The organism is Hansschlegelia plantiphila (assembly GCF_027922265.1).
Taxonomy (GTDB): Bacteria; Pseudomonadota; Alphaproteobacteria; order Rhizobiales; family Methylopilaceae; genus Methylopila; species Methylopila plantiphila.
The window spans coordinates 129375-149994 of the sequence record NZ_BSFI01000001.1; the positions used below are offsets into that span (position 1 = coordinate 129375).

24 protein-coding genes are annotated in these 20620 nt (G+C 69.0%); 15 read left to right on the forward strand and 9 right to left on the reverse strand.

Annotation, left to right across the window (positions count from 1 at the left end):
• Positions 1-191: 191 nt before the first annotated feature.
• Positions 192-1292 (forward strand): response regulator, encoded by a 1101-nt coding sequence (locus tag PKE75_RS00590; RefSeq protein WP_271166743.1) that lies wholly within the window; start codon positions 192-194, stop codon positions 1290-1292.
• Positions 1293-1364: 72 nt separating this feature from the next.
• Here the strand turns inward: PKE75_RS00590 and PKE75_RS00595 are convergent, their stop codons facing one another.
• Complete coding sequence (locus PKE75_RS00595; RefSeq protein ID WP_271166744.1) at positions 1365-3335, reverse strand: protein meaA; 1971 nt, start codon at positions 3333-3335, stop codon at positions 1365-1367.
• Between the two features lie 105 nt (positions 3336-3440).
• Complete coding sequence (locus PKE75_RS00600) at positions 3441-3875, reverse strand: cupin domain-containing protein (protein ID WP_271166745.1); 435 nt, start codon at positions 3873-3875, stop codon at positions 3441-3443.
• A gap of 117 nt (positions 3876-3992) precedes the next feature.
• Here PKE75_RS00600 and PKE75_RS00605 point away from each other — a divergent pair, with 117 nt between their 5' ends.
• Complete coding sequence (locus tag PKE75_RS00605) at positions 3993-4973, forward strand: AraC family transcriptional regulator (RefSeq protein WP_271166746.1); 981 nt, start codon at positions 3993-3995, stop codon at positions 4971-4973.
• Positions 4974-4977: 4 nt separating this feature from the next.
• Here PKE75_RS00605 and PKE75_RS00610 read toward each other — a convergent pair whose 3' ends face one another.
• On the reverse strand, positions 4978-5325 hold the full coding sequence (locus PKE75_RS00610; RefSeq protein WP_271166747.1) for a YkvA family protein: 348 nt from the start codon (positions 5323-5325) through the stop codon (positions 4978-4980).
• Positions 5326-5393: 68 nt separating this feature from the next.
• Positions 5394-5804, reverse strand: a complete 411-nt coding sequence (locus PKE75_RS00615; protein ID WP_271166748.1) for a metallopeptidase family protein — start codon at positions 5802-5804, stop codon at positions 5394-5396.
• A gap of 370 nt (positions 5805-6174) precedes the next feature.
• On the opposite strand from PKE75_RS00615, the gene PKE75_RS00620 reads away from it, so the two are divergent.
• From PKE75_RS00620 to PKE75_RS00635, 4 genes are all read left to right on the forward strand, one after another.
• The gene (locus tag PKE75_RS00620) at positions 6175-6510 is read left to right on the forward strand and encodes a hypothetical protein (protein WP_271166749.1); all 336 of its coding nucleotides are present in this window, start codon (positions 6175-6177) and stop codon (positions 6508-6510) included.
• Between the two features lie 252 nt (positions 6511-6762).
• Positions 6763-7119 carry a hypothetical protein gene (locus tag PKE75_RS00625; protein ID WP_271166750.1) on the forward strand — a complete coding sequence of 119 codons (357 nt, stop codon included), beginning with the start codon at positions 6763-6765 and terminating at the stop codon, positions 7117-7119.
• A gap of 220 nt (positions 7120-7339) precedes the next feature.
• Positions 7340-7636, forward strand: coding sequence for a hypothetical protein (locus PKE75_RS00630; protein ID WP_271166751.1), 297 nt, complete (start codon positions 7340-7342; stop codon positions 7634-7636).
• A gap of 73 nt (positions 7637-7709) precedes the next feature.
• Positions 7710-7979, forward strand: a complete 270-nt coding sequence (locus PKE75_RS00635; RefSeq protein ID WP_271166752.1) for a hypothetical protein — start codon at positions 7710-7712, stop codon at positions 7977-7979.
• A 7-nt stretch (positions 7980-7986) separates the two neighbouring features.
• Here the strand turns inward: PKE75_RS00635 and PKE75_RS00640 are convergent, their stop codons facing one another.
• Positions 7987-8445: a GNAT family N-acetyltransferase gene (locus PKE75_RS00640; RefSeq protein WP_271166753.1), complete on the reverse strand. Its 459-nt coding sequence runs from the start codon at positions 8443-8445 to the stop codon at positions 7987-7989.
• A gap of 84 nt (positions 8446-8529) precedes the next feature.
• Complete coding sequence (gene leuC / locus PKE75_RS00645; RefSeq protein ID WP_271166754.1) at positions 8530-9951, reverse strand: 3-isopropylmalate dehydratase large subunit; 1422 nt, start codon at positions 9949-9951, stop codon at positions 8530-8532.
• Between the two features lie 378 nt (positions 9952-10329).
• Between leuC and PKE75_RS00650 the strand changes: the two genes are divergently transcribed.
• Both PKE75_RS00650 and PKE75_RS00655 read left to right on the forward strand, forming a co-directional pair.
• On the forward strand, positions 10330-10941 hold the full coding sequence (locus PKE75_RS00650) for a LemA family protein (protein ID WP_271166755.1): 612 nt from the start codon (positions 10330-10332) through the stop codon (positions 10939-10941).
• A 152-nt stretch (positions 10942-11093) separates the two neighbouring features.
• Positions 11094-11870, forward strand: coding sequence for a lytic transglycosylase domain-containing protein (locus PKE75_RS00655; RefSeq protein ID WP_271166756.1), 777 nt, complete (start codon positions 11094-11096; stop codon positions 11868-11870).
• An 83-nt stretch (positions 11871-11953) separates the two neighbouring features.
• Here the strand turns inward: PKE75_RS00655 and PKE75_RS00660 are convergent, their stop codons facing one another.
• A complete protein-coding gene (locus PKE75_RS00660; protein WP_271166757.1) occupies positions 11954-12376 on the reverse strand; it encodes an OsmC family protein in 423 nt (140 codons plus the stop codon).
• A gap of 120 nt (positions 12377-12496) precedes the next feature.
• The gene (locus PKE75_RS00665) at positions 12497-13408 is read right to left on the reverse strand and encodes a YihY/virulence factor BrkB family protein (RefSeq protein WP_271166758.1); all 912 of its coding nucleotides are present in this window, start codon (positions 13406-13408) and stop codon (positions 12497-12499) included.
• A gap of 162 nt (positions 13409-13570) precedes the next feature.
• On the opposite strand from PKE75_RS00665, the gene PKE75_RS00670 reads away from it, so the two are divergent.
• Both PKE75_RS00670 and PKE75_RS00675 read left to right on the forward strand, forming a co-directional pair.
• On the forward strand, positions 13571-14518 hold the full coding sequence (locus PKE75_RS00670) for a DMT family transporter (RefSeq protein ID WP_271166759.1): 948 nt from the start codon (positions 13571-13573) through the stop codon (positions 14516-14518).
• Positions 14519-14559: 41 nt separating this feature from the next.
• Positions 14560-16239 carry an acyl-CoA dehydrogenase family protein gene (locus PKE75_RS00675; RefSeq protein ID WP_271166760.1) on the forward strand — a complete coding sequence of 560 codons (1680 nt, stop codon included), beginning with the start codon at positions 14560-14562 and terminating at the stop codon, positions 16237-16239.
• Positions 16240-16266: 27 nt separating this feature from the next.
• Here the strand turns inward: PKE75_RS00675 and PKE75_RS00680 are convergent, their stop codons facing one another.
• Positions 16267-16953 (reverse strand): aminoglycoside phosphotransferase family protein, encoded by a 687-nt coding sequence (locus tag PKE75_RS00680; RefSeq protein WP_271166761.1) that lies wholly within the window; start codon positions 16951-16953, stop codon positions 16267-16269.
• A 141-nt stretch (positions 16954-17094) separates the two neighbouring features.
• Between PKE75_RS00680 and sbmA the strand changes: the two genes are divergently transcribed.
• From sbmA to PKE75_RS00705, 5 genes are all read left to right on the forward strand, one after another.
• Positions 17095-18357, forward strand: a complete 1263-nt coding sequence (gene sbmA / locus PKE75_RS00685) for a peptide antibiotic transporter SbmA (RefSeq protein ID WP_271166762.1) — start codon at positions 17095-17097, stop codon at positions 18355-18357.
• A 58-nt stretch (positions 18358-18415) separates the two neighbouring features.
• Positions 18416-18958, forward strand: a complete 543-nt coding sequence (locus tag PKE75_RS00690) for a TspO/MBR family protein (protein WP_271166763.1) — start codon at positions 18416-18418, stop codon at positions 18956-18958.
• Positions 18959-19001: 43 nt separating this feature from the next.
• Positions 19002-19196, forward strand: a complete 195-nt coding sequence (locus PKE75_RS00695; protein ID WP_271166764.1) for a twin transmembrane helix small protein — start codon at positions 19002-19004, stop codon at positions 19194-19196.
• 1 nt (position 19197) lies between these two features.
• Positions 19198-19767: a cob(I)yrinic acid a,c-diamide adenosyltransferase gene (locus PKE75_RS00700; RefSeq protein WP_271166765.1), complete on the forward strand. Its 570-nt coding sequence runs from the start codon at positions 19198-19200 to the stop codon at positions 19765-19767.
• Positions 19768-19876: 109 nt separating this feature from the next.
• Complete coding sequence (locus PKE75_RS00705; RefSeq protein ID WP_271166766.1) at positions 19877-20614, forward strand: rhomboid family intramembrane serine protease; 738 nt, start codon at positions 19877-19879, stop codon at positions 20612-20614.
• Positions 20615-20620 lie beyond the last annotated feature (6 nt).

Genomic DNA, 20620 nt, shown 5'->3' on the forward strand with positions numbered 1-20620 from the left:
CGGACGGCTCGGAGCGGTAAGGCCCGCGCCCGGAGCCGTCAACGATCCACTGTCGCACGGGTGGGCCGAACCCTGGGGATCATGCGTGGATGAGGCTGTTTTATGCGGGCCCTTTAGCCCATCGTTAAAGGCCTGAACGGCACTTTCGCGGCCATGACGACCAGCCTGGCCAACTCACGGAGCCCGCACGCATGACCGCGCTCCCGAGCACCGCCAAAGCCCCTGACGCGCCACAACTGATCGCCGAGGCCGCGCATGAGATCCGCACGCCGCTCGGCGGCATTCTCGCGCTCGCCGACCTGCTTCTGGCCGAGGATCTGACCGAGATCGCGCGCGGCCACGCCACCGCGCTGAAGACGGCGGCCGAACATCTTCTAGGCGTCGCGACCACGCTGCTCGGCAACGCGGGCTCCGGCCGGTCCGAAATCCTCGACATCGACGCCTTCCTCAGCCGCGCCGCGCCGCCATTGGTCGCGCGGGCCGCGTTGAAGGGCCTCACGTTTCGCACCAGGCGCGCGCCGGGCGTTCCGGACCGCGTGCTGGCGGACGAAAGCGCGCTCTGGCAGATCGTCGACAACCTGGCCGACAACGCGCTTCGCGCGACCGACGACGGCTCGATCGAGCTCGCGATCGAGCGGCTCGAGGGCGACGCGGCGTCGGTGACGCTGCGCGTCGCGCTGCGCGACACCGGGCCCGGACTGGGCGACGAACCGGACCGGCTGTTCGAGCCTTACGTACAGGGCGACCGGGCGCAAGGTGCTGCGGGGCTTGGGCTTTCGGTCGTCGCGCGGCTCGCGGAACGGATGGGCGGACGAGCTGAGGCGGCGAACCTGCCGCGCGGCGGGGCGGAAGTCGCCGTGGTGGTCAAGCTCGGCGCGGTCGAGGCGCCGACGGTGCAGCCGGCAGGCCGGGCGCTGAAGATCCTGGTGGCCGAGGACAATGCGGTGAACCAGCGGGTGATCGCGACCCTGCTCGACCATTTCGGCCACAGCTACGACATCGTCGGCGACGGCGACGCCGCGATTTCTCGCGCCAGAACAGGCGCTTACGATCTGGTGATGATGGACGCGGTGATGCCGCGCCGCGACGGGCTAGAGGCGACGCGGGCGATCCGCGCGTTCGCCGGCCCCGCGGGCCAGGTGCGCATCGTCGGCGTCACCGCGCGGGCTTTCGATCACGAAATCAAGGCCTTCCGGGCAGCCGGGGCGGACGCCGTCGTCACCAAGCCGCTGTCGGTCGCCGAACTCTGGCGGGCGATCGACGCCGGCGACGAGCGGCGCAAGGCGGGTTAAGTCCGAGACAATCCGAGATAACTCCGGGATGAGTCCGGGTTAATCGCGGGATGATTCCCGGCAATTCCGCGGTCAGGCCGCCTTCTCGCCCGCGCCTTCGGCGATCTTCACGATGTCGGCCATGATCGCGGTCAGGTCGAAATTCTTCGGCGTGTAGACCGCCGCCACCCCCATCGCCTTCAGCTCGCGCTCGTCCTCCGGCGGGATGATGCCGCCGACGATGACGGGGACGTCGTCCATGCCTTCGCGGCGCATGCGCTCGAGCACCTCGCGCACCAGCGGCAGATGCGAGCCGGACAGGATCGACAGCCCGACGACGTGCACGCCCTCCTCGAGCGCCGCGTTGACGATTTCTGCGGGGGTCAGGCGGATGCCCTCGTAGACCACCTCGAAGCCGCAGTCGCGGGCGCGCACCGCGATCTGCTCGGCGCCGTTGGAGTGGCCGTCGAGTCCGGGCTTGCCGACCAGCAGCTTCAGCCGGCGGCCGAGCGTGACGGAGGCCGCGTCGACGGCCTTGCGGACCGCCTCGATCTCGCCGCCGGCCTTCGGCTCGCGGGCGGCGCGGCCGACGCCGGTCGGCGCGCGGTACTCGCCGAAGATCTCGCGCAGCGTCTGGCCCCATTCGCCGGTGGTGACGCCGGCCTTGGCGGCGGCGATCGACGGCTCCATGACGTTGCGGTCCTCTTTCGCCGCCGCGGCGAGATCGGCCAGCGCCTTGTCGACCGCCTTCTGGTCCCGGCCGGCGCGCCACGCCTTGAGGCGCTCGATGGCGTCGGCGCCGACGCTCTCCGGCACCACCTGGATCGAGCCTTCGCCGGTCGAGAGCGGCGACGGCTCGGTCGACTGGAACTTGTTGACGCCGACCACGACCTGCTCGCCCGACTCGATGCCCGCGAGGCGCTTTGCGTTGGCCTCGACCAGCCTGCCCTTCATGTAGCCGGCCTGGACCGCCGCGATCGCGCCGCCCATCTCGTCGATGCGGGCGAGCTCGGAGCGGGCCTCCGCCTTCAGCTCCTCGACCTTGGCGGCCATCACGACCGAGCCCTCGAAGATGTCCTCGTGCTCCAGCACGTCGGTCTCGTAGGCCAGGATCTGCTGGGCGCGCAGCGACCACTGCTGGTCCCACGGCCGCGGCAGGCCGAGCGCCTCGTTCCACGCCGGCAGCTGCACGGCGCGGGCGCGGGCGTCCTTGGACAGCGTCACCGCGAGCGTCTGCAGCAGGATGCGATAGACGTTGTTCTCGGGCTGGGGCTCCGTCAGCCCGAGCGAATTGACCTGCACGCCGTAGCGGAAGCGGCGGTGCTTGGCGTCCTTCACCCCGTACCGGTCGCGGGTGATCTCCTCCCACAGGTCGACGAAGGCGCGCATCTTCGCGATCTCGGTCACGAACTTCATGCCGGCGTTCACGAAGAACGAGATGCGCCCGACCGTCTGGGCGAAGGTCTCCTCGTCGGGGTTTGTCGCCTTCACCTCGTCGAGCACCGCGATCGCCGTCGCGAGCGCGTAGGCGAGCTCCTGCACAGGCGTCGCTCCGGCCTCCTGCAGGTGGTAGGAGCAGACGTTCATCGGGTTCCACTTCGGCATCTCCTTCGTGGTGAAGGTGATGACGTCGCGGATCAGCCGGAGCGACGGCGCGGGCGGGAACACGTAGGTCCCGCGCGACAGATATTCCTTGATGATGTCGTTCTGCGTGGTGCCGGTGAGCTGGCTGCGGTCGGCGCCCTGCTCCTCGGCGAGCGCGGCGTAGAGCGACAGCAGCCACGCCGCCGTCGCGTTGATCGTCATCGAGGTGTTCATCTTGGCGAGCGGGATGCCGTCGAACAGCGCCCGCATGTCGCCGAGATGGGAGACCGGCACGCCGACCTTCCCGACCTCGCCGCGCGACAGCACGTGGTCGGGATCGTAGCCGGTCTGGGTCGGCAGGTCGAAGGCGACGGAGAGGCCGGTCTGCCCTCGCGACAGGTTCGACTTGTAGAGCCTGTTCGAGGCCTCGGGCGTGGAATGGCCCGCATAGGTCCGGAACAGCCAGGGTTTGTCGGCCATCTGTCGCTCGAGCCTCGCATGAAGAGGGGCGCGCCGCCCCGCCTCCGTGTTTAGCTCAAGGGTGCGGCGCCGCAATGGGCCGATCGTCGGACGGGGCGACGCGGTTCAGGCGCCCTGCCCCTCCAGCAGCGCGCGGAACTCAGCCAGCCCGAAAGTCGTGACGGTGTTGAACGCGTCGTCCAGAATCTCATAGACGACGCCGTCGACGTTGCGGTTGCTGAAGAAGACGATCGCGTCCTCGTCGCCGCCGCCCTCCCGGTGCGGCTCGCCGTCCGACGCGCTGGCGACATAGCTCCCGACGGGGCGGATCTCCTTCAGCTCGCCGTTCGCGCGGTAGATCCGCAGCTCGCCCTGCAGCACCAGCGTGCGGTAGGCGGCCTTGTGCCGGTGCAGGACGATCTGCTGGTTGGCCGCAAAGCGGAACAGCAGATCGACGCTGCGGTTCGCTTCGTCCACGTCGCAGATGAAATAGGCGATGTGATCGAAACCTTCGATCGTCCGCCAAGTGACGTTGCTGTCGTCGAACCCGATCCTCGCCACGTCCGTCTCCCTCATCCTTTTGTTCGCGGCGCTTGATGCCCGCAATTGCGACGGTACTCTCGGCCCACAGCGCGGCTTGCCATCCCGCGCCATTACGAACCGGGCGGGGAATTGTCGGTGAAGGGACTGGTCCTGACACGCGCCGGAACGATGGGCCCCGTCGCCGATCTCGTCGCGAGATCGGGCGGGTCCGTTCCGCGGCTGTTTCAGGCCGCGGGCCTGCCGCTGCGCATTCTCGACGAGCCCGACCTCCTCATCCTGCTGCGCGACCAGTTCCTGCTCGTGGAGACCGCATCGCGGATGATCGGCGACGGGGCCCTGCCGGCGCGCCTCTCGACCATGTCGGGACTGGAGGGCCTCGGCGCCTATGGACGCCACCTCCTGACCGTCGACCGGCTCGGGACCGCGATCGAGAGAGCCTACCGGTCCTGCGGGCGTCTCCTGCAGGCGTCCACCGCGATGGAGCTTTCGGCGACCGCCGGATGGGCGCGCTGGACCTATGCGATCACGGCGGACATCCGGGTCGGCCGCCAGAAGAACGAACTGCTGGCGCTCGGATACATGCTCCAGGTCCTGAGATGCTTCGCGGGTCCGGACTGGACGCCCGACCGCGTCGAGCTTCCAGGAACGCTTCAGGACCGACAGGCGATCGCGGACGTGCTGCGCAGCGACGTGACGGAGGGAGAACGTGCGGCGGTCGTGTTTCGGGCCGAGCTTCTGGACGCCCCCAATCCTCGAGAGGCCATCGTCGTCGGCGAGGCCTGCGTCGTGCCTCCGGCGGGCGACCTGATCGGCGTGGCCGAACACCTGATCGGGCTCGATCTGGCCTCCGGCCGCACGGGAATCGACGGTCTCGCGGATCGTCTTCGGCTCTCGCGCCGAACGCTTCAGCGCCGCCTCGCCGAACACGGCGCGACGTTCGAGGCGCTGCTCCAGACGACGCGTCGTCGCCGGGCGTGCGCGGCGTTGCGCGGTGCGGCGCCGATCGCCCAGATCGCCTATGAACTGGGGTATTCGGACCCCGCCCATTTCACCCGCGCGTTCCGGCGCTGGGCGGGGCGGACGCCTCTGGACTGGCGGCGCCGGCCCTCGGCGTGATCTTTCAGCCGAACTCCTCCTCCGCCAGCGCCCGGCGGGCGGCTTCGCGGTGGCGGTCGGTCATGTGCATGCGGACCGAGGCGAGGGCGGCGGCCAGGATGCTGGCGTCGTCCAGGAAACCGACGACCGGGATGAAGTCCGGGACCATGTCGAAGGGGACGATGAAATAGGCCAGCGCGCCGATCAGCGTGGCCCGGACATGGATCGGCGTGTCGCGGTCCATCGCGCAGTAATAGGCGGCGACGGCGTCCTCCGCGAAGGGAATGGACCGCGCCACGGCCTTCAGCTTCGGCCAGAAATCGCGGCGGACGCTGGCCTCGTCGGCGGCGGGATCGGCGGAACGGCTCACCATGGCGTCGTGCTCCATCGCTCGGCTGTCGGCCTCATCAAGGTGGCCCCGGCGCCCGGCGCCATCAAGTCTTACGCCGCGTCCTGCTCGATCTGATCGATGTCGTCGTCGGACAGGCCGAGATGATGGCCGATCTCGTGGATCAGCACATGGGCGACGATCGCGCCGAGCGTCTCCTCGTGCTCGGCCCAATAGTCGAGGATCGGCCTGCGGTAGAGATGCACGATGTTCGGCGTCCTGCCCGTCGCCGGCACGGCCTCGGCGTGGGCGAGGCCGACGCCCGTGAACAGGCCGAGCAGGTCGAACTCGCTCTCCGCCTCGAGCTCCCGGCAGACCTCCTCGCTCGGGAAATCGTCAATGCGCAGCACCGCGGAGCGGGCGAGCTCGCGGAACGACGGCGGCAGGCGCTCGAACGCCTCATCCGCCAGACGCTCGAAAGCGGCGAGATCAGGCGCGGTCGCCGAGGTCCAGTCGATGCTCATGGTGTCGCGTCCCCGAAGCGCCCTCCCGACGCGGCGCCGCCGCCGGAGCCCCCCAAAGCGTAGGCAGTTGCGGCGAGCGAGAGTCAAGACGGCGCATTTTCCGGGGCTATCGTTCAAATTCGCGGGAACCGAATCCGCCCCCATGAGTTTATGATCCGGACAGGAACACAAAACGTTTCTCAGGCGGATGTATTCGGTCGGCGACTGAAAGTTCTTTGAGCCATCAACGAACCGATGCGCCGGGAGAAACGGCTGGATCAGCCATCATCTCGCGGTTGCGAGACAGGCTCTCCCGCACGGATATTCTTTCGAACTCTAGACGACGGCGTGCCCTAACGCCCACAAAAGACACCCTCCAGGAGGATGCCGCATGAAAAATCTTATTCTCTCCACCGCCCTCGCCGCCGGCCTCGGCGCGCTCGCTCTGGCCCCGGCCAGCGCCGCGATGCCGCAGGCTCCGGTCGCCGCCGCTTCCGCGACCTCGGACGTCGCCTGCCGGACCGTCGAAAAGCGCACCATGCGCAATGGCGTCACCCGGATCGAGCGCACCCAGCGCTGCGACGGCGGCGGTTACGATCGCGATCGCGGCTATGAACGCAGCGGCTACCGTGACGACCGCCGGCGGGACGATCGCCATTATGTCGAGCGTCGCGACTATCGCGACCATGCCCCGCGCCCGGGCATCACGCTTCAGCTCCCGCGCTGAACGCACGACCTGACCTGATCTGCGGCGCCCCGCCTGAAAAGCCGGGGCGCCGTCAGTTTGAGAAAAATCCTTCCCCCGCCCGATCGAACCGGGCGAGGCCTGCGCTATCTCTCTGCGCGCCAGGCTCGAAGGACCGTGCTTCGTCCGATGAACGACGACTGAATGCGGTCCTAAGAGCTGGTTCATGCCAACAAGAACAAGGTGTGCGGTAAGCTGGCGTCAGAGCTGGCGGACGTTCACAAGGAGACGACGATGAAGACGTTCCTTATTGCAACGGGCATGGCCCTTGGGCTCGGCGCCTTCGCGCTTGCTCCCGCGGAAGCCGCTCCGATCTCGACGCGCGCCGCCATCGCCGCCCCGACAGCGACCTCCGACGTCGCCTGCCGCGTGGTCAAGAAGACCGTGTACCGCAATGGCGTGCGGCGGGTGACGACCAGCAAGACCTGCGATCGCGGCGGCTATGGCTACGGACCGCGCCCCGCTTATGGGTACGGCCCGCGGCCGGCATATGGATACGGCCCGCGCCCGCGTTACGGCTACGGTCCGCGCCCGCGTCCCGGCTATTATCGCCACGATCCGCGGCCGGGTCTCAGCATCCGCGTCAACTGATCCGTATCGGCGTTAACGCTTTAGTATGAAGTTCTGGCCCGGCCATCCGCAGATGGCCGGGCTTTTGTTTGTCCGACGCGCCAGAACCTTCCGCGTCAACCATTGCGGCGAACGTCGACAGTAAAAATCAAAAATCCGGCCTGATTTCGCCATCGAGTGTTTCGACGATGCTTCATCGGCGAGCCGGTAGGGCTCCCGCGGCAACAGAGGACGAGCCGGGATGAAAATCGTCGCATTGGGACTGACGGCGGCCGTGGCCGCCGCCGCTGCGTTTTCCGCGACGCCAGCTGCTGCAGGCGTCTATTTCGAGGTCAACGACGGTTGGGGCCATCACCGTCCGCCGCCACCGCCGCGCGCGTATTATTATGCGCCTCGGCCGGTCTACTATGCGCCGCGGCCGTATTATTACGGCCCGCGCCCGGCCTATTACGCCCCGCGGCGCGACTGCCGCGTCGACGTCATCCGCAGATGGGGCCCGTACGGCCCGGTCACCAAACGCGTCGAGACCTGCCGTTAAGTCTTCCCGCGGCGCGGGCGCGCGTTATCTTGCTCTTCCGGCGCGGGTTCGCGCCCGGTCGGGAGAGCAGGCGATGAAAGCAGTGATGGCGGGTCTGGCGGCGGCGCTGGCGATCGGAGCCGCGGCTCCCGCGTTTGCGGCCGACCTCCCTTATGGCTACGGCGGGCAGCGCGTGCTCCGCTCGGACCGCGTGATCCGGGTGCTCCCGGTGGTCAATGAGAGCACCATCCGCACCACGCCGTGGCTGCGCTACGACATCCGGCCGGAGATGGCGTGCCGGCTCGGCTGGAAGCAGGACCGCCACGGCTACCGCTATCCGGTCGAGGCCTGCACGCGCTGGTGAGCCGGGCTCACCAGCAGACCGAGCGGTCGATCCGGATCACGTAGTTCCGCCACGGCGCGCGCTCGGCGATGCGGTCGTAAAGCGCCGCCGCCGGGCTCGCCTCGGGGACCATCCATCTGAGATGCACCCAGCCGAGCGCCTCGCCCTCCTCGACGAGGCGGGCGACGAGCGCCCGCGCGATCCCGAGGCCGCGGCGGGCGGGGTCGACATAGAGATCGTCGAGCTGCCCGGCGCGCCTGCCCGAAATCGCTTCCGGCAGGTCGTAGTAGAGGGCGAAGCCGACGAGCTCCCCGTCGAGCTCGGCGCCGGCGATCCCGACCATGGGCTCCGCAAGCAGCGTCGCGACATAAGGAGCGTCGGGCGCGCCGGCCTCGCGACCGAGCAGCGCCCCGGAATAGGCCGCGACGAGCGGCGCGAGGCGGACGGCGTCGGACGCCTGAAGGCGGGGGGTGATGATCAGCGACATGAGGGCTTCTAGCTCGTTCCGAGAGGCGCCCCTCGCCGCCGCTACGCGGACGGGCGAGGGGTCTGACCGTTCAGGGACACACGCTCACCGCCACTCGCGGATGTCGACGAACTTGCCGGCGATCGCCGCCGCCGCCGCCATGGCGGGGGAGACCAGATGCGTGCGGCCACGGAAGCCCTGCCGGCCTTCGAAGTTGCGGTTCGAGGTCGAGGCGCAGCGCTCCTCCGGCGCCAGCTTGTCGGGGTTCATCGCGAGGCACATCGAGCAGCCCGGCTCGCGCCAGTCGAAGCCCGCAGCCTTGAAGATCCGGTCGAGCCCTTCGGCCTCGGCCTGCTCCTTCACGAGCCCCGAGCCCGGCACGATCATCGCGCTGACGTTGCCGTTGACCGTCTTGCCCTCGACCACTCTCGCAGCCTCGCGCAGATCCTCGATCCGGCCGTTGGTGCAGGAGCCGATGAACACGCGGTCGAGCGCGATGTCGGTGATCCTCGTGCCCGCCGCGAGGCCCATATAGGCGAGCGCCCGCTTGATCGCGGCGCGCTTGCCCTCGTCGGAGGCCGCGTCCGGGTCCGGCACGACGCCGGTGATCGAGACCACGTCCTGCGGGCTCGTGCCCCAGGAGACGATCGGCGGCAGGTTGGCGCCGTCGAGCCGGACGACGCGGTCGAAATGCGCGTCCTCGTCGGTCTTCAGCGTCTCCCAGTAGCGGACGGCCGCGTCCCACGTCTCGCCCTTCGGGGCCATGGGGCGGCCCTTGAGGAAGGCGTAGGTCTTCTCGTCCGGCGCGATCAGGCCGGCGCGGGCGCCGCCCTCGATCGACATGTTGCAGACCGTCATGCGGCCTTCCATCGACAGGCTCTCGATGGCCTCGCCGGCGTATTCCATGACGTGGCCGGTGCCGCCCGCGGTGCCGATCTCGCCGATGATCGCCAGGATCACGTCCTTCGCGCCGACGCCTTCGGGCAGCTTCCCGTCGACGACGATCCGCATGTTCTTGGCCTTCTGCTGGATCAGCGTCTGGGTGGCCAGAACGTGCTCGACTTCCGACGTGCCGATGCCGTGCGCCAGCGCCCCGAAGGCGCCGTGCGTCGAGGTGTGGCTGTCGCCGCAGACGATCGTGGTGCCGGGCAGGGTGAAGCCCTGCTCGGGCCCGACGACGTGGACGATGCCCTGCCGCTTGTCGAACTCGTCGTAATACCGGATGCCGAACTCGCGGGTGTTCTCGGCGAGCGCCTCGATCTGGGCGGCGCTCTCCGCGTCCGGGTTCGGCAGCGAGCGGTTCGAGGTCGGCACGTTGTGGTCGACGACGGCGAGCGTCTTGTCAGGGGCGCGCACCTTGCGGCCCGTCATGCGCAGTCCCTCGAAGGCCTGCGGGCTCGTCACCTCATGGACCAGGTGGCGGTCGATGTAGAGCAGCACGGAGCCGTCCGGCCGCTGCTCGACGACGTGGTCGTCGAAGATCTTGTCGTACAGTGTCTTGGGAGCTGACGCGGATTGGGCGGACATGATGCGCCTCTGAGTGTCGTTCGAAGGTCGGGAAATCGCGTGAGGTCACTGCGCTCGGGGCGCGCGCGGGCGGTCAGCCCCGAAGCAGGCTCGCGATCGCCGACAGGTGCGCATGGAAGCGGGAGGGCAGGCGCGCGTGGTCGCTGAGGCCCGCGAAGACCTCCGACGTCAGCGCAAAAAGTCCCGGTCCGCGGCTGCTCATGAGCCGACATATAGGTGGAGACCCCAACAAACTGCAAACGGTTCGGCGATAAATTCGCAGAGTTCCAGACTTGCCGGAGCGCATGGGCTGCGCCGTCGACTTGACTTATCCGCGGGGATTTCGACGTTCACCCCAGCGGCGCCCGTTTGGCCGCGCGTAAAGGGGGACGAAAAGCCATGGCCCGACCACTCGCTTCCATCGCCGGCCGCATGCTCGCCGTGATCGCCGCTCTCGGCGTCGCGCTCAGCCTCGCAGGCTGCGGCGTCAACAACGTGCCGACGCTGGAGGAGCAGGCCAAGGCCCGCTGGAGCGAGGTGCAGAACCAGTACCAGCGCCGCGCCGACTTGATCCCGAACCTCGTCGAGACCGTGAAGGGTTTCGCGCGGCAGGAGGAGAAGGTGCTGACCGAGGTGGTCGAGGCGCGCGCCAAGGCGACGCAGGTCACGATCGACGCCTCAAAGCTCACCGACCCCGAGGCGGTGAAGAAGTTCCAGGACGCGCAGGCCCAGCTCTCCGGCGCGCTCGGCCGGCTGCTCGCTGTCTCCGAGAACTATCCGGACCTGAAGTCGAACCAGAACTTCCTCGCGCTGCAGTCCCAGCTCGAAGGCACGGAGAACCGCATCGCGGTCGCGCGCCGCGACTACATCCAGGCCGTCCAGGCCTACAACACCGAGCTCCGCACCATTCCGGGCAAGTGGATCGCGGGCTGGCTCTATCCCGAGGCCAAGCCGATGGCGACCTTCGAAAGCGCGCCGGAGAACCAGGCGACGCCGAAGGTCACGTTCTGAACCACCGCCGTCATCCCGGAACGTCATGGACGCCCGGCTCCGCCGGGCATGACGCGCCTTCAGGCGAGGCGAGCCATACGTCTTCCTCCGGATGAGACGGCCTTAAGACATGGGCGCTATCGTCGGTCCCCGGACACACCGGGGTCTCGGGGATGCGGATCGGGCTGAAGACGGCGGGCGCGGCTTTCGCGACGGCGCTCGCGCTGGGCGCGACGCCCGCGCGGGCCGTTGACGAACCGAAGCCTGACGCGGCCGGGGTCGAGGGTGTGACCGTCGCGCCCGTGACCGAAACCCCGTCCCGCGCGGCCCTCGTCGCCATCGTCCGCGGCGAGGCCGCGGCCCGCGGGCTGCCGCCGGACGTCGCCGAAGCCGTCGCGCAGATCGAGAGCGGCTACCAGCCGTCTCAGGTCGGCGGCGTCGGAGAGATCGGGCTGATGCAGATCAGGCCCTCGACCGCGGAGATGCTCGGCCATACCGGCGGACCGATCGCGCTGTTCGATCCCGCGACCAACGCCCGCTACGCCGTGCGCTATCTCGCCGACGCCTGGAAGCTCGCCGGCGGCGATCTCTGCCGCGCGCTGATGAAATACCGCGCCGGGCACAACGAGGAACGCATGAGCGCGCTCTCCGTCGCCTATTGCACCCGAGCGCGCGCCTATCTCGCGACCCGCGGCTCATCGCTCGCGGGCGCGACGATCCCGGCGGCCGATTTCGGCGTGGATACCGCGAGCGCCGGATCCTCCGTCCCGTTCCCTGTCCGCCGCAAGGGGCGGCCATGGACCGAGGCCGACAACGACCGCTTCTGGGCGGCGCAGGCGGTCCGCATCAAGGCGCTGACCGCGAAGATCATGCGCGAGCGCGCCGCGAAGATTCAGGTCTACAAGGTCCGCTTCGCGCGGCGTGCAGGGATCAAGCCTGCGAGGGATTAAGGCCCTTAATCCCTCGGGTTCCTGTCGGCGGACACAAGACGGGCCTCGCCGCCCTCTCCACTTGCGGAGAGGGGAAGGCGCCTTCAGGCGAGGGTCGCCTCGAAGTTGATCTTTGCGTTCAGCACCTTGGAGACCGGGCAGCCTTCCTTGGCCTTGGTCGCGATCTCCTTGAACTTGGCCTCGTCGATCCCCGGCACGGCGGCTGTGACCGAGAGGTCGATGGTGGTGATCTGGAAGCCGCCGCCCTGCTGCTCGATCGAGACCGCCGAGGACGCCTTGATCTCATCCGGCGTGAAGCCCGCCTCGCCCAGCATCAGCGACAGCGCCATCGAGAAGCAGGAGGCGTGCGCGGCGCCGATGAGCTCTTCCGGATTGGTGCCCTTCTCGTCGCCGAAGCGCTTCTTGAACGAGTAGTTCAGTCCGTCGAGCGCGCCGCTCTCGGTGCTGATCTTGCCCTGGCCTTCCTTGACCGAGCCGTTCCATACGGCGCTGCCTGTGCGCTTCATCGCGTTCTCCCTTGCCGACTGACTGCGTCGCCCGCGCGTGACGGGCGGCCTTCGCAACCGACATAGGCGGCCGCCGGGCCTCGACCACCCGCAAGGCCCCGCACGAGCGGCCTTGGGGGCCTATGCGGAGACGGCGCGCGCAGGCGGCGGAGCGGCGCGGCCGTCCGCGGGCGCCGACATCGGCTTCATCATGCGCCGCTCGGCGATCGCCGCGTTGAATTCGGCGCCGAGGATGAACATCGCCGCGCTGACGTTGAGGAAGACGATCGCCGTCATCGCGCCGGCGAGCCCGGCATAGGTCGAAGCGTAGTTCGCGAAATGGCCGAGATAGACCGAAAAGCCGGTCGCCCCGGCGAGCCACAGCACGACCGTCAGCAACACGCCGGGCAGCACCTCGAGAACCCGTCGGCGGCCGCCGGGCAGCCACAGATGCGCCGCGACCAGCGCCGAGCCCAGCACCACGACGGTGAAGAGATAGCGCAGCACGTCGCTCGCGAAGGCGAAGGCCTCGAGCCATGGCGCATGGGTGATCGCGAAGGTCCACAGGATCGGCCAGAGCACGATCAGCACAGCGACCACGACGAGACCGATCGCTCCCAGCGCCACGAACCAGATGCTCTGCAGCCGCGACAGCCAGGCCGGTTTCGAGGTCGGCGAATGGTAGGCCCGGCCGAGCGCGATCCTGAGCGACTCCACCGCCGAGGACGACACCCATAACGTCAGCACGACGCCGATGGTGAGCACCCCGCCGCGCGGCGTCGTCAGCACCTTGTCGACCTCGGTCGCGAGCGGGGCGGCGACGCCGGCCGGCCAGGTGTCGAAGATCAGGTGCACGATCTGGCTGGACAGCTCGCCCGCGCCGAGAAACGCCGCGAGCGCCGTCACGAAGATCAGGAAGGGGAAGATCGCGAGCAGGCCGTTCAGAGCGACGTGGGAGGAGATCGCCCAGCCGTCGTCGCGGTCGAATCGCTTGAGAGCGTCCCACGTGATGGGCGCGAACTTCCGGATCGCGTCGCGCGGTTTGGCGGTCATGTGGCGAAAGCATAGCGCAAGCGCGGCGGCGGCAAAGAGCAGGCTGAAAATTGAGGCGGTTGCCTGCGATCCATTCCATCGTGTGATGCCGGCATAAGAAATTCGCGCTTGTCCCGAAGGCTTGTGGGCGGGACGAGGGGCCTCTCCTGGGAGTTTTTGTCCGTGTCCGGTCTCCTCATGCCCGCCGGCTTCGTCCTGCTGTGGTCCACGGGATGGATCGTCGCCGGGATCGCGACGCCGCATGCCGGGCCGCTCACCTTCCTGTCGCTGCGCTACGCCTGCGCGATCGCGCTGCTCGCCCCGCTCGCGCTCGTCCTGCGCGTGCGCTGGCCGCAGGGGCGCGCCGCCTGGCTGTCCGCGCTCGGCAACGGCGTGCTGCTCCACGGCGTCTATCTCGGCGGGGTGTGGTGGGCGATCGAGCACGGCGTGCCGGCGGGCATCTCCGCGCTAATCGCCGCGCTCCAGCCGCTGTTCACCGCGGTCGCCGCCGGCCCGCTGGTGGGCGAACGGCTCGGGCCCCGCCGCGGGCTCGGCGTGCTGATGGGATTTGCAGGGGTCGCCGCCGTGGTCGCGCCGAAGCTGATGGCGGGCGGCGCAGGCGCATCGCTCGCGCCGATCGCGGTCAACGTCCTCGCCATGGCCGCGGTGACCGCGGCGACGCTGCACCAGAAGCGCTCGCTCGCGGGAAACGACCTCCGGGCGCTCGCGCTGATCCAGTATCTCGGCGCTCTCGTCGTGACCGCCCCGATCGCGCTTGTTCTTGAAGGATGGCGGTTCGAATGGACGGGCTCGACCGCCTTCGCGCTCGCCTGGTCGGTGATCGCCCTCTCGATCGTCGCGATCTTCGCGATGCTGGCGATGATCGCGCGCGGCGAGGTGTCGCGCGTCTCAGCGCTGATGTTCCTCGTGCCGCCGGTCGCGGCCGTCCAGGCCTATCTCTTTTTCGGGGAACGGCTTTCCCTGATCCAGATCGCCGGAATGGCGCTTGCGGCGGCCGGCGTGCTGCTGGTCAACGCCCGGGTTCCGCCGCTTTCAGCCGAAGGGTGCATTGCGGCAAAGCTCCCGGACGATGAGGATGGTCCGGAGATTTTGCGCCGGCCGGTCCTTTAGGGTCAGCAGCCGGCTGCGCCAGATTCCGGAGCCGATCGCCCATGACCGCCGCACAGCCCGCAGCCGCCGCCTCGCCATCGGAGACGCCGGCCGCCCGCCTCGAATCCGTATTGCCCGCGCTCGACGCGCTGCTGGCCGAGGCCACCGCCGCGGTGCGCGCCAAGGTCACGGTCGGCGGCAGGATCGATTCCGACGCACTTGAGCGCGAGCAGCGGGCGGGCCACGGGCTCGCCTGGCTCGCGACCTACCGCATGGCGCTGCGCGAGCTGCTGCACTGGAGCGAGCGCCTCGCGAGGGAAAGCCGCTACGGCGCGATCGAGGAGGCGATCCTGCGCGTCGGCGCGGCGGAATACCTCGCGCAGGTGATCGGCGGCATCCCGATGAACCAGGGCGAAATCGTCCGCGCCGCCGATCTCGGGCTCGATCCCGGCCGCCCGGCGGAGCTGCTGGGCGAGGCCGCGCGCGAGCTGATCGCCGACGGCGGCTCGGCCGAGGCGCGAGCCGAGCTCGCCGCGCTGATCCGCGCCGCGGACGGCCGCGCCGGCTTCGGCGACAGCGGGCTCGACGAGACCCACGGCCAGTTCCGCGACGAGATGCGGCGCTTCGCGGAGGCCGAGGTGACGCCGTACGCCCACGCCTGGCACCTCGCCAACGCCTACATCCCGCTCGAGATCATCCAGAAGCTCTCCGATCTCGGCGTGTTCGGCCTGACCATTCCCGAGGAGTTCGGCGGCCTCGGGCTCGGCAAGGAGGCGATGTGCGTCGTTTCCGAGGAGCTCAGCCGCGCCTATATCGGCGTCGGCTCGCTCGGCACCCGCTCGGAGATCGCGGCCGAGCTGATCATGGGCGGCGGCACCGAGGAGCAGAAGGCGCACTTCCTGCCCAAGCTCGCGGACGGCTCGATCCTGCCGACGGCGGTGTTCACCGAGCCCAACACAGGCTCGGACCTCGCGAGCCTCAAGACCCGCGCCGTGCGCGACGGCGAGACCTACAAGGTCAACGGCGCCAAGACCTGGATCACGCATCCCGTGCGCGCCGACCTGATGACGCTGCTGGTGCGCACCGACCCGAACGAGCCCGGCCATCGCGGCCTTTCGATGCTGCTCGCCGAAAAGCCCCGCGGAACGGATGAAGATCCGTTCCCGGCCAAGGGCATGTCCGGCGGCGAGATCGAAGTGCTCGGGTATCGCGGCATGAAGGAGTACGAGATCTCCTTCGACGGCTTCGAGGTTCCGGCCGCGAACCTGCTCGGCGGCGTCGAGGGCCAGGGCTTCAAGCAGCTCATGAAGACCTTCGAGAGCGCGCGCATCCAGACGGCGGCGCGCGCCGTCGGCGTCGCGCAGTCCGCGCTCGACATCGGCCTGCGCTACGCCGAGGAGCGGGTGCAGTTCAAGAAGCCGCTCGCCGACTTCCCCCGCGTCGCCGACAAGATCGCGATGATGGCGGTCGAGGTGCAGATCGCCCGCCAGATCACCTACTTTGCGGCCCGCGAGAAGGATCTCGACCGCCGCTGCGACCTCGAGGCCGGCATGGCGAAGCTGCTCGCCGCCCGCGTCGCCTGGGCGGCCGCCGACAACGCGCTGCAGATCCACGGCGGCAACGGCTTCGCGCTCGAATACCAGATCAGCCGCGTGCTGTGCGACAGCCGCATCCTCAACATCTTCGAGGGCGCGGCCGAGATCCAGGCGCAGGTGATCGCAAGGCGCCTGCTCGAGGCGTAAGCCCTTCGGGAGACCGCACGGCGGGCGTCATTTTCCGAGCCTGACGATCGGCCAGCCCATGCGGCGGCAGACGATCACCTCGTGCGCGAGCGCTATCGCGCGCTTCGCGGAACGGGCGGCCTTTCCGGGCTCGTTCCGCAGCAGCGCCTTGCGAAAGCTCCGGTTCGAGCGCCTGAAGTCGGCGACCACGGGCCCGTAGAAGGCGAGCGCCCAGTCGAGCGCCACGAGCGTTCCGTCGGGCCGCACCATGACGTTGTCGACGTTGAGGTCGCCGTGGCAGAGGCCCTCGTCGGCCATGACGCGCCGGCCATAGACCGCGCCGCGGAAATAGGTCTCGCGCCGCCAGTTGCGCTCGACCGCCGCGGGATCGGCGAGAGCGCTCCGCGCGATGCGGACATTGGCGTCGGCCAGCGCCACCGCGACGCCGGCCGCGTCGCTCAAGGAACGGCGCAGCTTCACGCCGAGCGTCTCGCCGGGCACATGCTCGCCGACGATGCAGGGCCTTCCTTCGAACGACGCCAGTTCGTCAGCCCGCCAGGACGGCGCGCCGGCCGCAAGCGCCGCCTGCGTGACCCGGAACTCGCGCTCCGCGAAGGCCGGCCTGAGGCGCGCCGGATAGGCCTTGAGCGCGCGGCCGTCGGAGAGCGCGTAGATCGTGGAGATCCGTCCGCGCCCGATCACGCCGACGAGGTCGCTGGTCTCGATGCGTCTCATTCCGGCTCCCGAAACGTTCCGTGAAGAGCCCGGAAAGGAGCGCGGCGCAAGGCCGCCCCGCCGTGAACGGCGGTCGACTTGCGGCCGCAGGCGACGGAGGCTAACGCTCGGCGCGCCTTCCGCACGGAGCCGGCTCGTCCCATGTTCGTATCGTTCTTCCCCAATCCCCGCCTGTTCTTCATCTCCGTCGTCGTCTGGACCGCGATCGTCACCGCGATCTGGTTCGCCGGCGGGTCGGAGATCGGCGCGGCTCTGGGCTTAAGCTATCCCGCCCCCGACGCGGCCCCGGTGATCGGCCCGGCGGTGTTCGTCACCGGCCCGTTCCTCTGGTTCTACGTCTACTACGCCGTCGCGGTCGGGCTGTTCGCCGGCGCCTGGATGACGCTGTCTCCGCATCCCTGGTCGGCCTGGTCGATCCTCGGCTCCGCCTTCATCCTGTTCACGACCTATTTCCAGGTCCAGGTCTCGGTCGCGATCAACGCCTGGTACGGGCCGTTCTACGACCTCGTGCAGGCCGCGCTCGCCAAGAGCCGCCCGGTGTCGCTCGGAGAGTTCTACGGCGAGATCATCAACTTCACCGGCATCGCGATGGTCGCCGTGCTCGTCGGCGTGCTCACCCGCTTCTTCGTCAGCCACTACATCTTCCGCTGGCGGACCGCGATGAACGACTTCTACATGGCCCACTGGCCGACCCTGCGGCACATCGAAGGCGCCTCGCAGCGCGTGCAGGAGGACACGATGCGGTTCTCCACCATCGTGGAGGGGCTCGGCGTCAGCTTCATCGACTCGATCATGACGCTGATCGCGTTCCTGCCCGTGCTGCTCAAGCTTTCGGGCGCCGTGACCGACGTGCCGATCCTCGGCGCGATCCCGCATCCCCTCGTCGTCATCGCGATCCTGTGGTCGCTGATCGGCACCGGCTTCCTCGCGCTCGTCGGCGTCAAGCTGCCCGGCCTGCAGTTCCGGAACCAGCGGGTCGAGGCGGCCTACCGCAAGGAGCTGGTCTACGGCGAGGACGACGCCACGCGCGCCCAGCCGCAGACCGTGCGCGAGCTGTTCTCCTGGGTGCGGCACAACTATTTCCGGCTGTACTTCCACTACGCCTACTTCAACGTCGCCCGCATCTCATACCTGCAGGTCGACAACATCTTCCCCTACATCGTGCTCGCCCCGACCATCGTGCTCGGCAAGATCACGCTCGGCGTGATGAACCAGATCCTGAACGCCTTCGAGCAGGTGCGCTCGTCGTTCCAGTACCTCGTCAACTCCTGGACGACGATCGTCGAGCTGCTCTCGGTCTACAAGCGCCTGCGCGCCTTCGAAGCCGTGATCTACGGGGAGCCGCTGCCGACGATCGACAAGGAGACGCCGGAAGCCGAGATCGCGCCGCCCGCGGGCGCGTGAGCGAACGGCGCCAGACCGCCGCGCGCGTCGTCTTCCGGTCGAGCGGGAGGACGACGCGGTGGCTTTGCGACCTCCCCGGCTCTACATCAGCGCCATGACCACGCTCGCCGGCCGCCAGCCCTGGCTCTCGCTTCGCTCGCTTCTCGTCCTGCTGTGCGCGCTGGCGGTGTGCTTCGGGGCGGCGCAGCTCGGCGCGGCGGCGACCTATCCCAACCTCGCGCCCTGGTACGAGGGCCTCGCGAAGCCTCCGTTCAACCCGCCGAACGCGGCCTTCCCCATCGCCTGGTCGATCCTGTTCGCGCTGATGGCGGTCTCGCTCTGGCGGGTCGTGATCCTGGGCGAGGGAACGGCGCGACGTCGGGCGCTGATCGCCTTCGCGGTTCAGCTCGCCTTCAACATCGGCTGGTCGTTCGCCTTCTTCGCCGCACGAAGCCCGCTGCTCGGTCTGATCGAAATCGGCCCTTTCCTCGCGGCCATCGCGTGGACCATTGGGCGGTTTCGTCCAATAGACGGGATCGCCGCCGCCTTGCTCTACCCGTATCTTGCCTGGGTGACCTTCGCGGCTCTGCTCAACGCGTCGATCCTCGTTCTCAACGGCTGACCTGCCCGCCGGGCCGGCCCTTTCGTGGAAATCCCCTTAGACGATGGCTGCCTTCCTTTCGAACTTCGCCGTCCCGCTCGCGGTCGGCGCCGTCGCCGTGGTCCTGCTGCTCGGGCTGTTCAACATGCTGCGCGGCGGCGACTCCAACACGTCGCAGAAGCTGATGCGCTGGCGCGTGATCCTGCAGTTCGCGGCGATCGTGGTGATCATGATCACCGTCTGGGCGATGGGCCGATAACATGGTCAAGCTCAACAAGATCTACACGCGCACCGGCGACGACGGCACCACGGGGCTCGCCGTCGGGCCGCGCCGGCCGAAGCACGACCTGCGGATCGAGAGCTTCGGCACGGTCGACGAGACCAACGCCGCGGTCGGGCTCGCCCGCCTTCATGCAGGCGCGGACCCCGCGCTCGACGAGATCCTGGCGCGCATCCAGAACGAGCTGTTCGACCTCGGCGCGGATCTCGCGACGCTCGATGACGGAACCGACCTCGGCTACGAGCCCCTCCGGATCGTCGAGGCGCAGGTCGATCGCCTCGAGCGCGACATCGACGCGCTGAACGCGCGGCTCGAGCCGCTGCGGTCCTTCGTGCTGCCGGCCGGAACCCCGCTCGCCGCGCATCTGCACATGGCCCGCACCATCGCCCGCCGCGCGGAGCGGCTGGCGACCGCGCTGGCGGAACGCGAGACGGTGTCGCCGGCGGCCCGTCGCTACCTCAACCGGCTGTCGGACTTCCTGTTCGTCGCCGCCCGGGTGGCCAATCTGGAACAGGGCGACGTGCTCTGGGCGCCCGGAAAGACACGCTGACGCCACGATCGTGCAGCGCGGCGCAAGCCGCTCTTGGATGCGACGGCCAGTGTCTCCATAGTCTCGGGATGAAGCGGGCGATGACGCCCCGGAGACGGAAACCGAGCCGATGTTCGTCCCTCTTCTGGACGACGCCCCGCTCCGCCGCATCGGGCGGCCGTGGGTGACATACGGCTTCATGGCCGCCTGCACGCTCGTCTACGCCGTTTTCCAATCCGGCTGGCTCATCCCGGCGCATCCGGGCGCGGTGGTGTCGTTCGGGCTGATCCCGAGCGTCCTGTTCTCCGAGGCCGTGCTGCCCGACGGCTACGCGATCATCCCGCCCTGGGCGACGCTCGTCACCTCGCTGTTCCTGCATGGCGGGCTGCTGCACCTCGTCGGCAACCTGCTGTTCCTTCGCGCCTTCGGGGACAATGTCGAGGAGGATCTCGGCCACCTGCGCTACGCGCTGTTCCTGCTGCTCTGCGGCGTCGGCGCGGGGCTGGCGCATTCCTGGGGCGCGGCGAACTCCGACGCCCCGCTGGTCGGCGCCTCCGGCTGCGTCGCGGGCGTCGTGGCCGCCTATGTCATGCTGCACCCGCAGCTCAAGGTCTGGGTTCTGGTGTTCTACGTCCTGTCGCTTCGGCTGCGGGCGTTCTGGATCATCGGCGCTTGGGTCGTGTTCCAGGCCGGCAATGCGCTGCTCTCGGGCCAGGAGCAGATCGCATGGTGGGCGCATGTCGGAGGGTTCCTGACCGGCGCGGTGCTCGTCGTGGCGCTGAAGCGGCCCGAGGTGCGGCTGTTCGACCACGAGCTGCGGGCCCGCATACGGCGCCGCGCCGAAGACCCGATCGGCGACTCAGCCTGATCCACC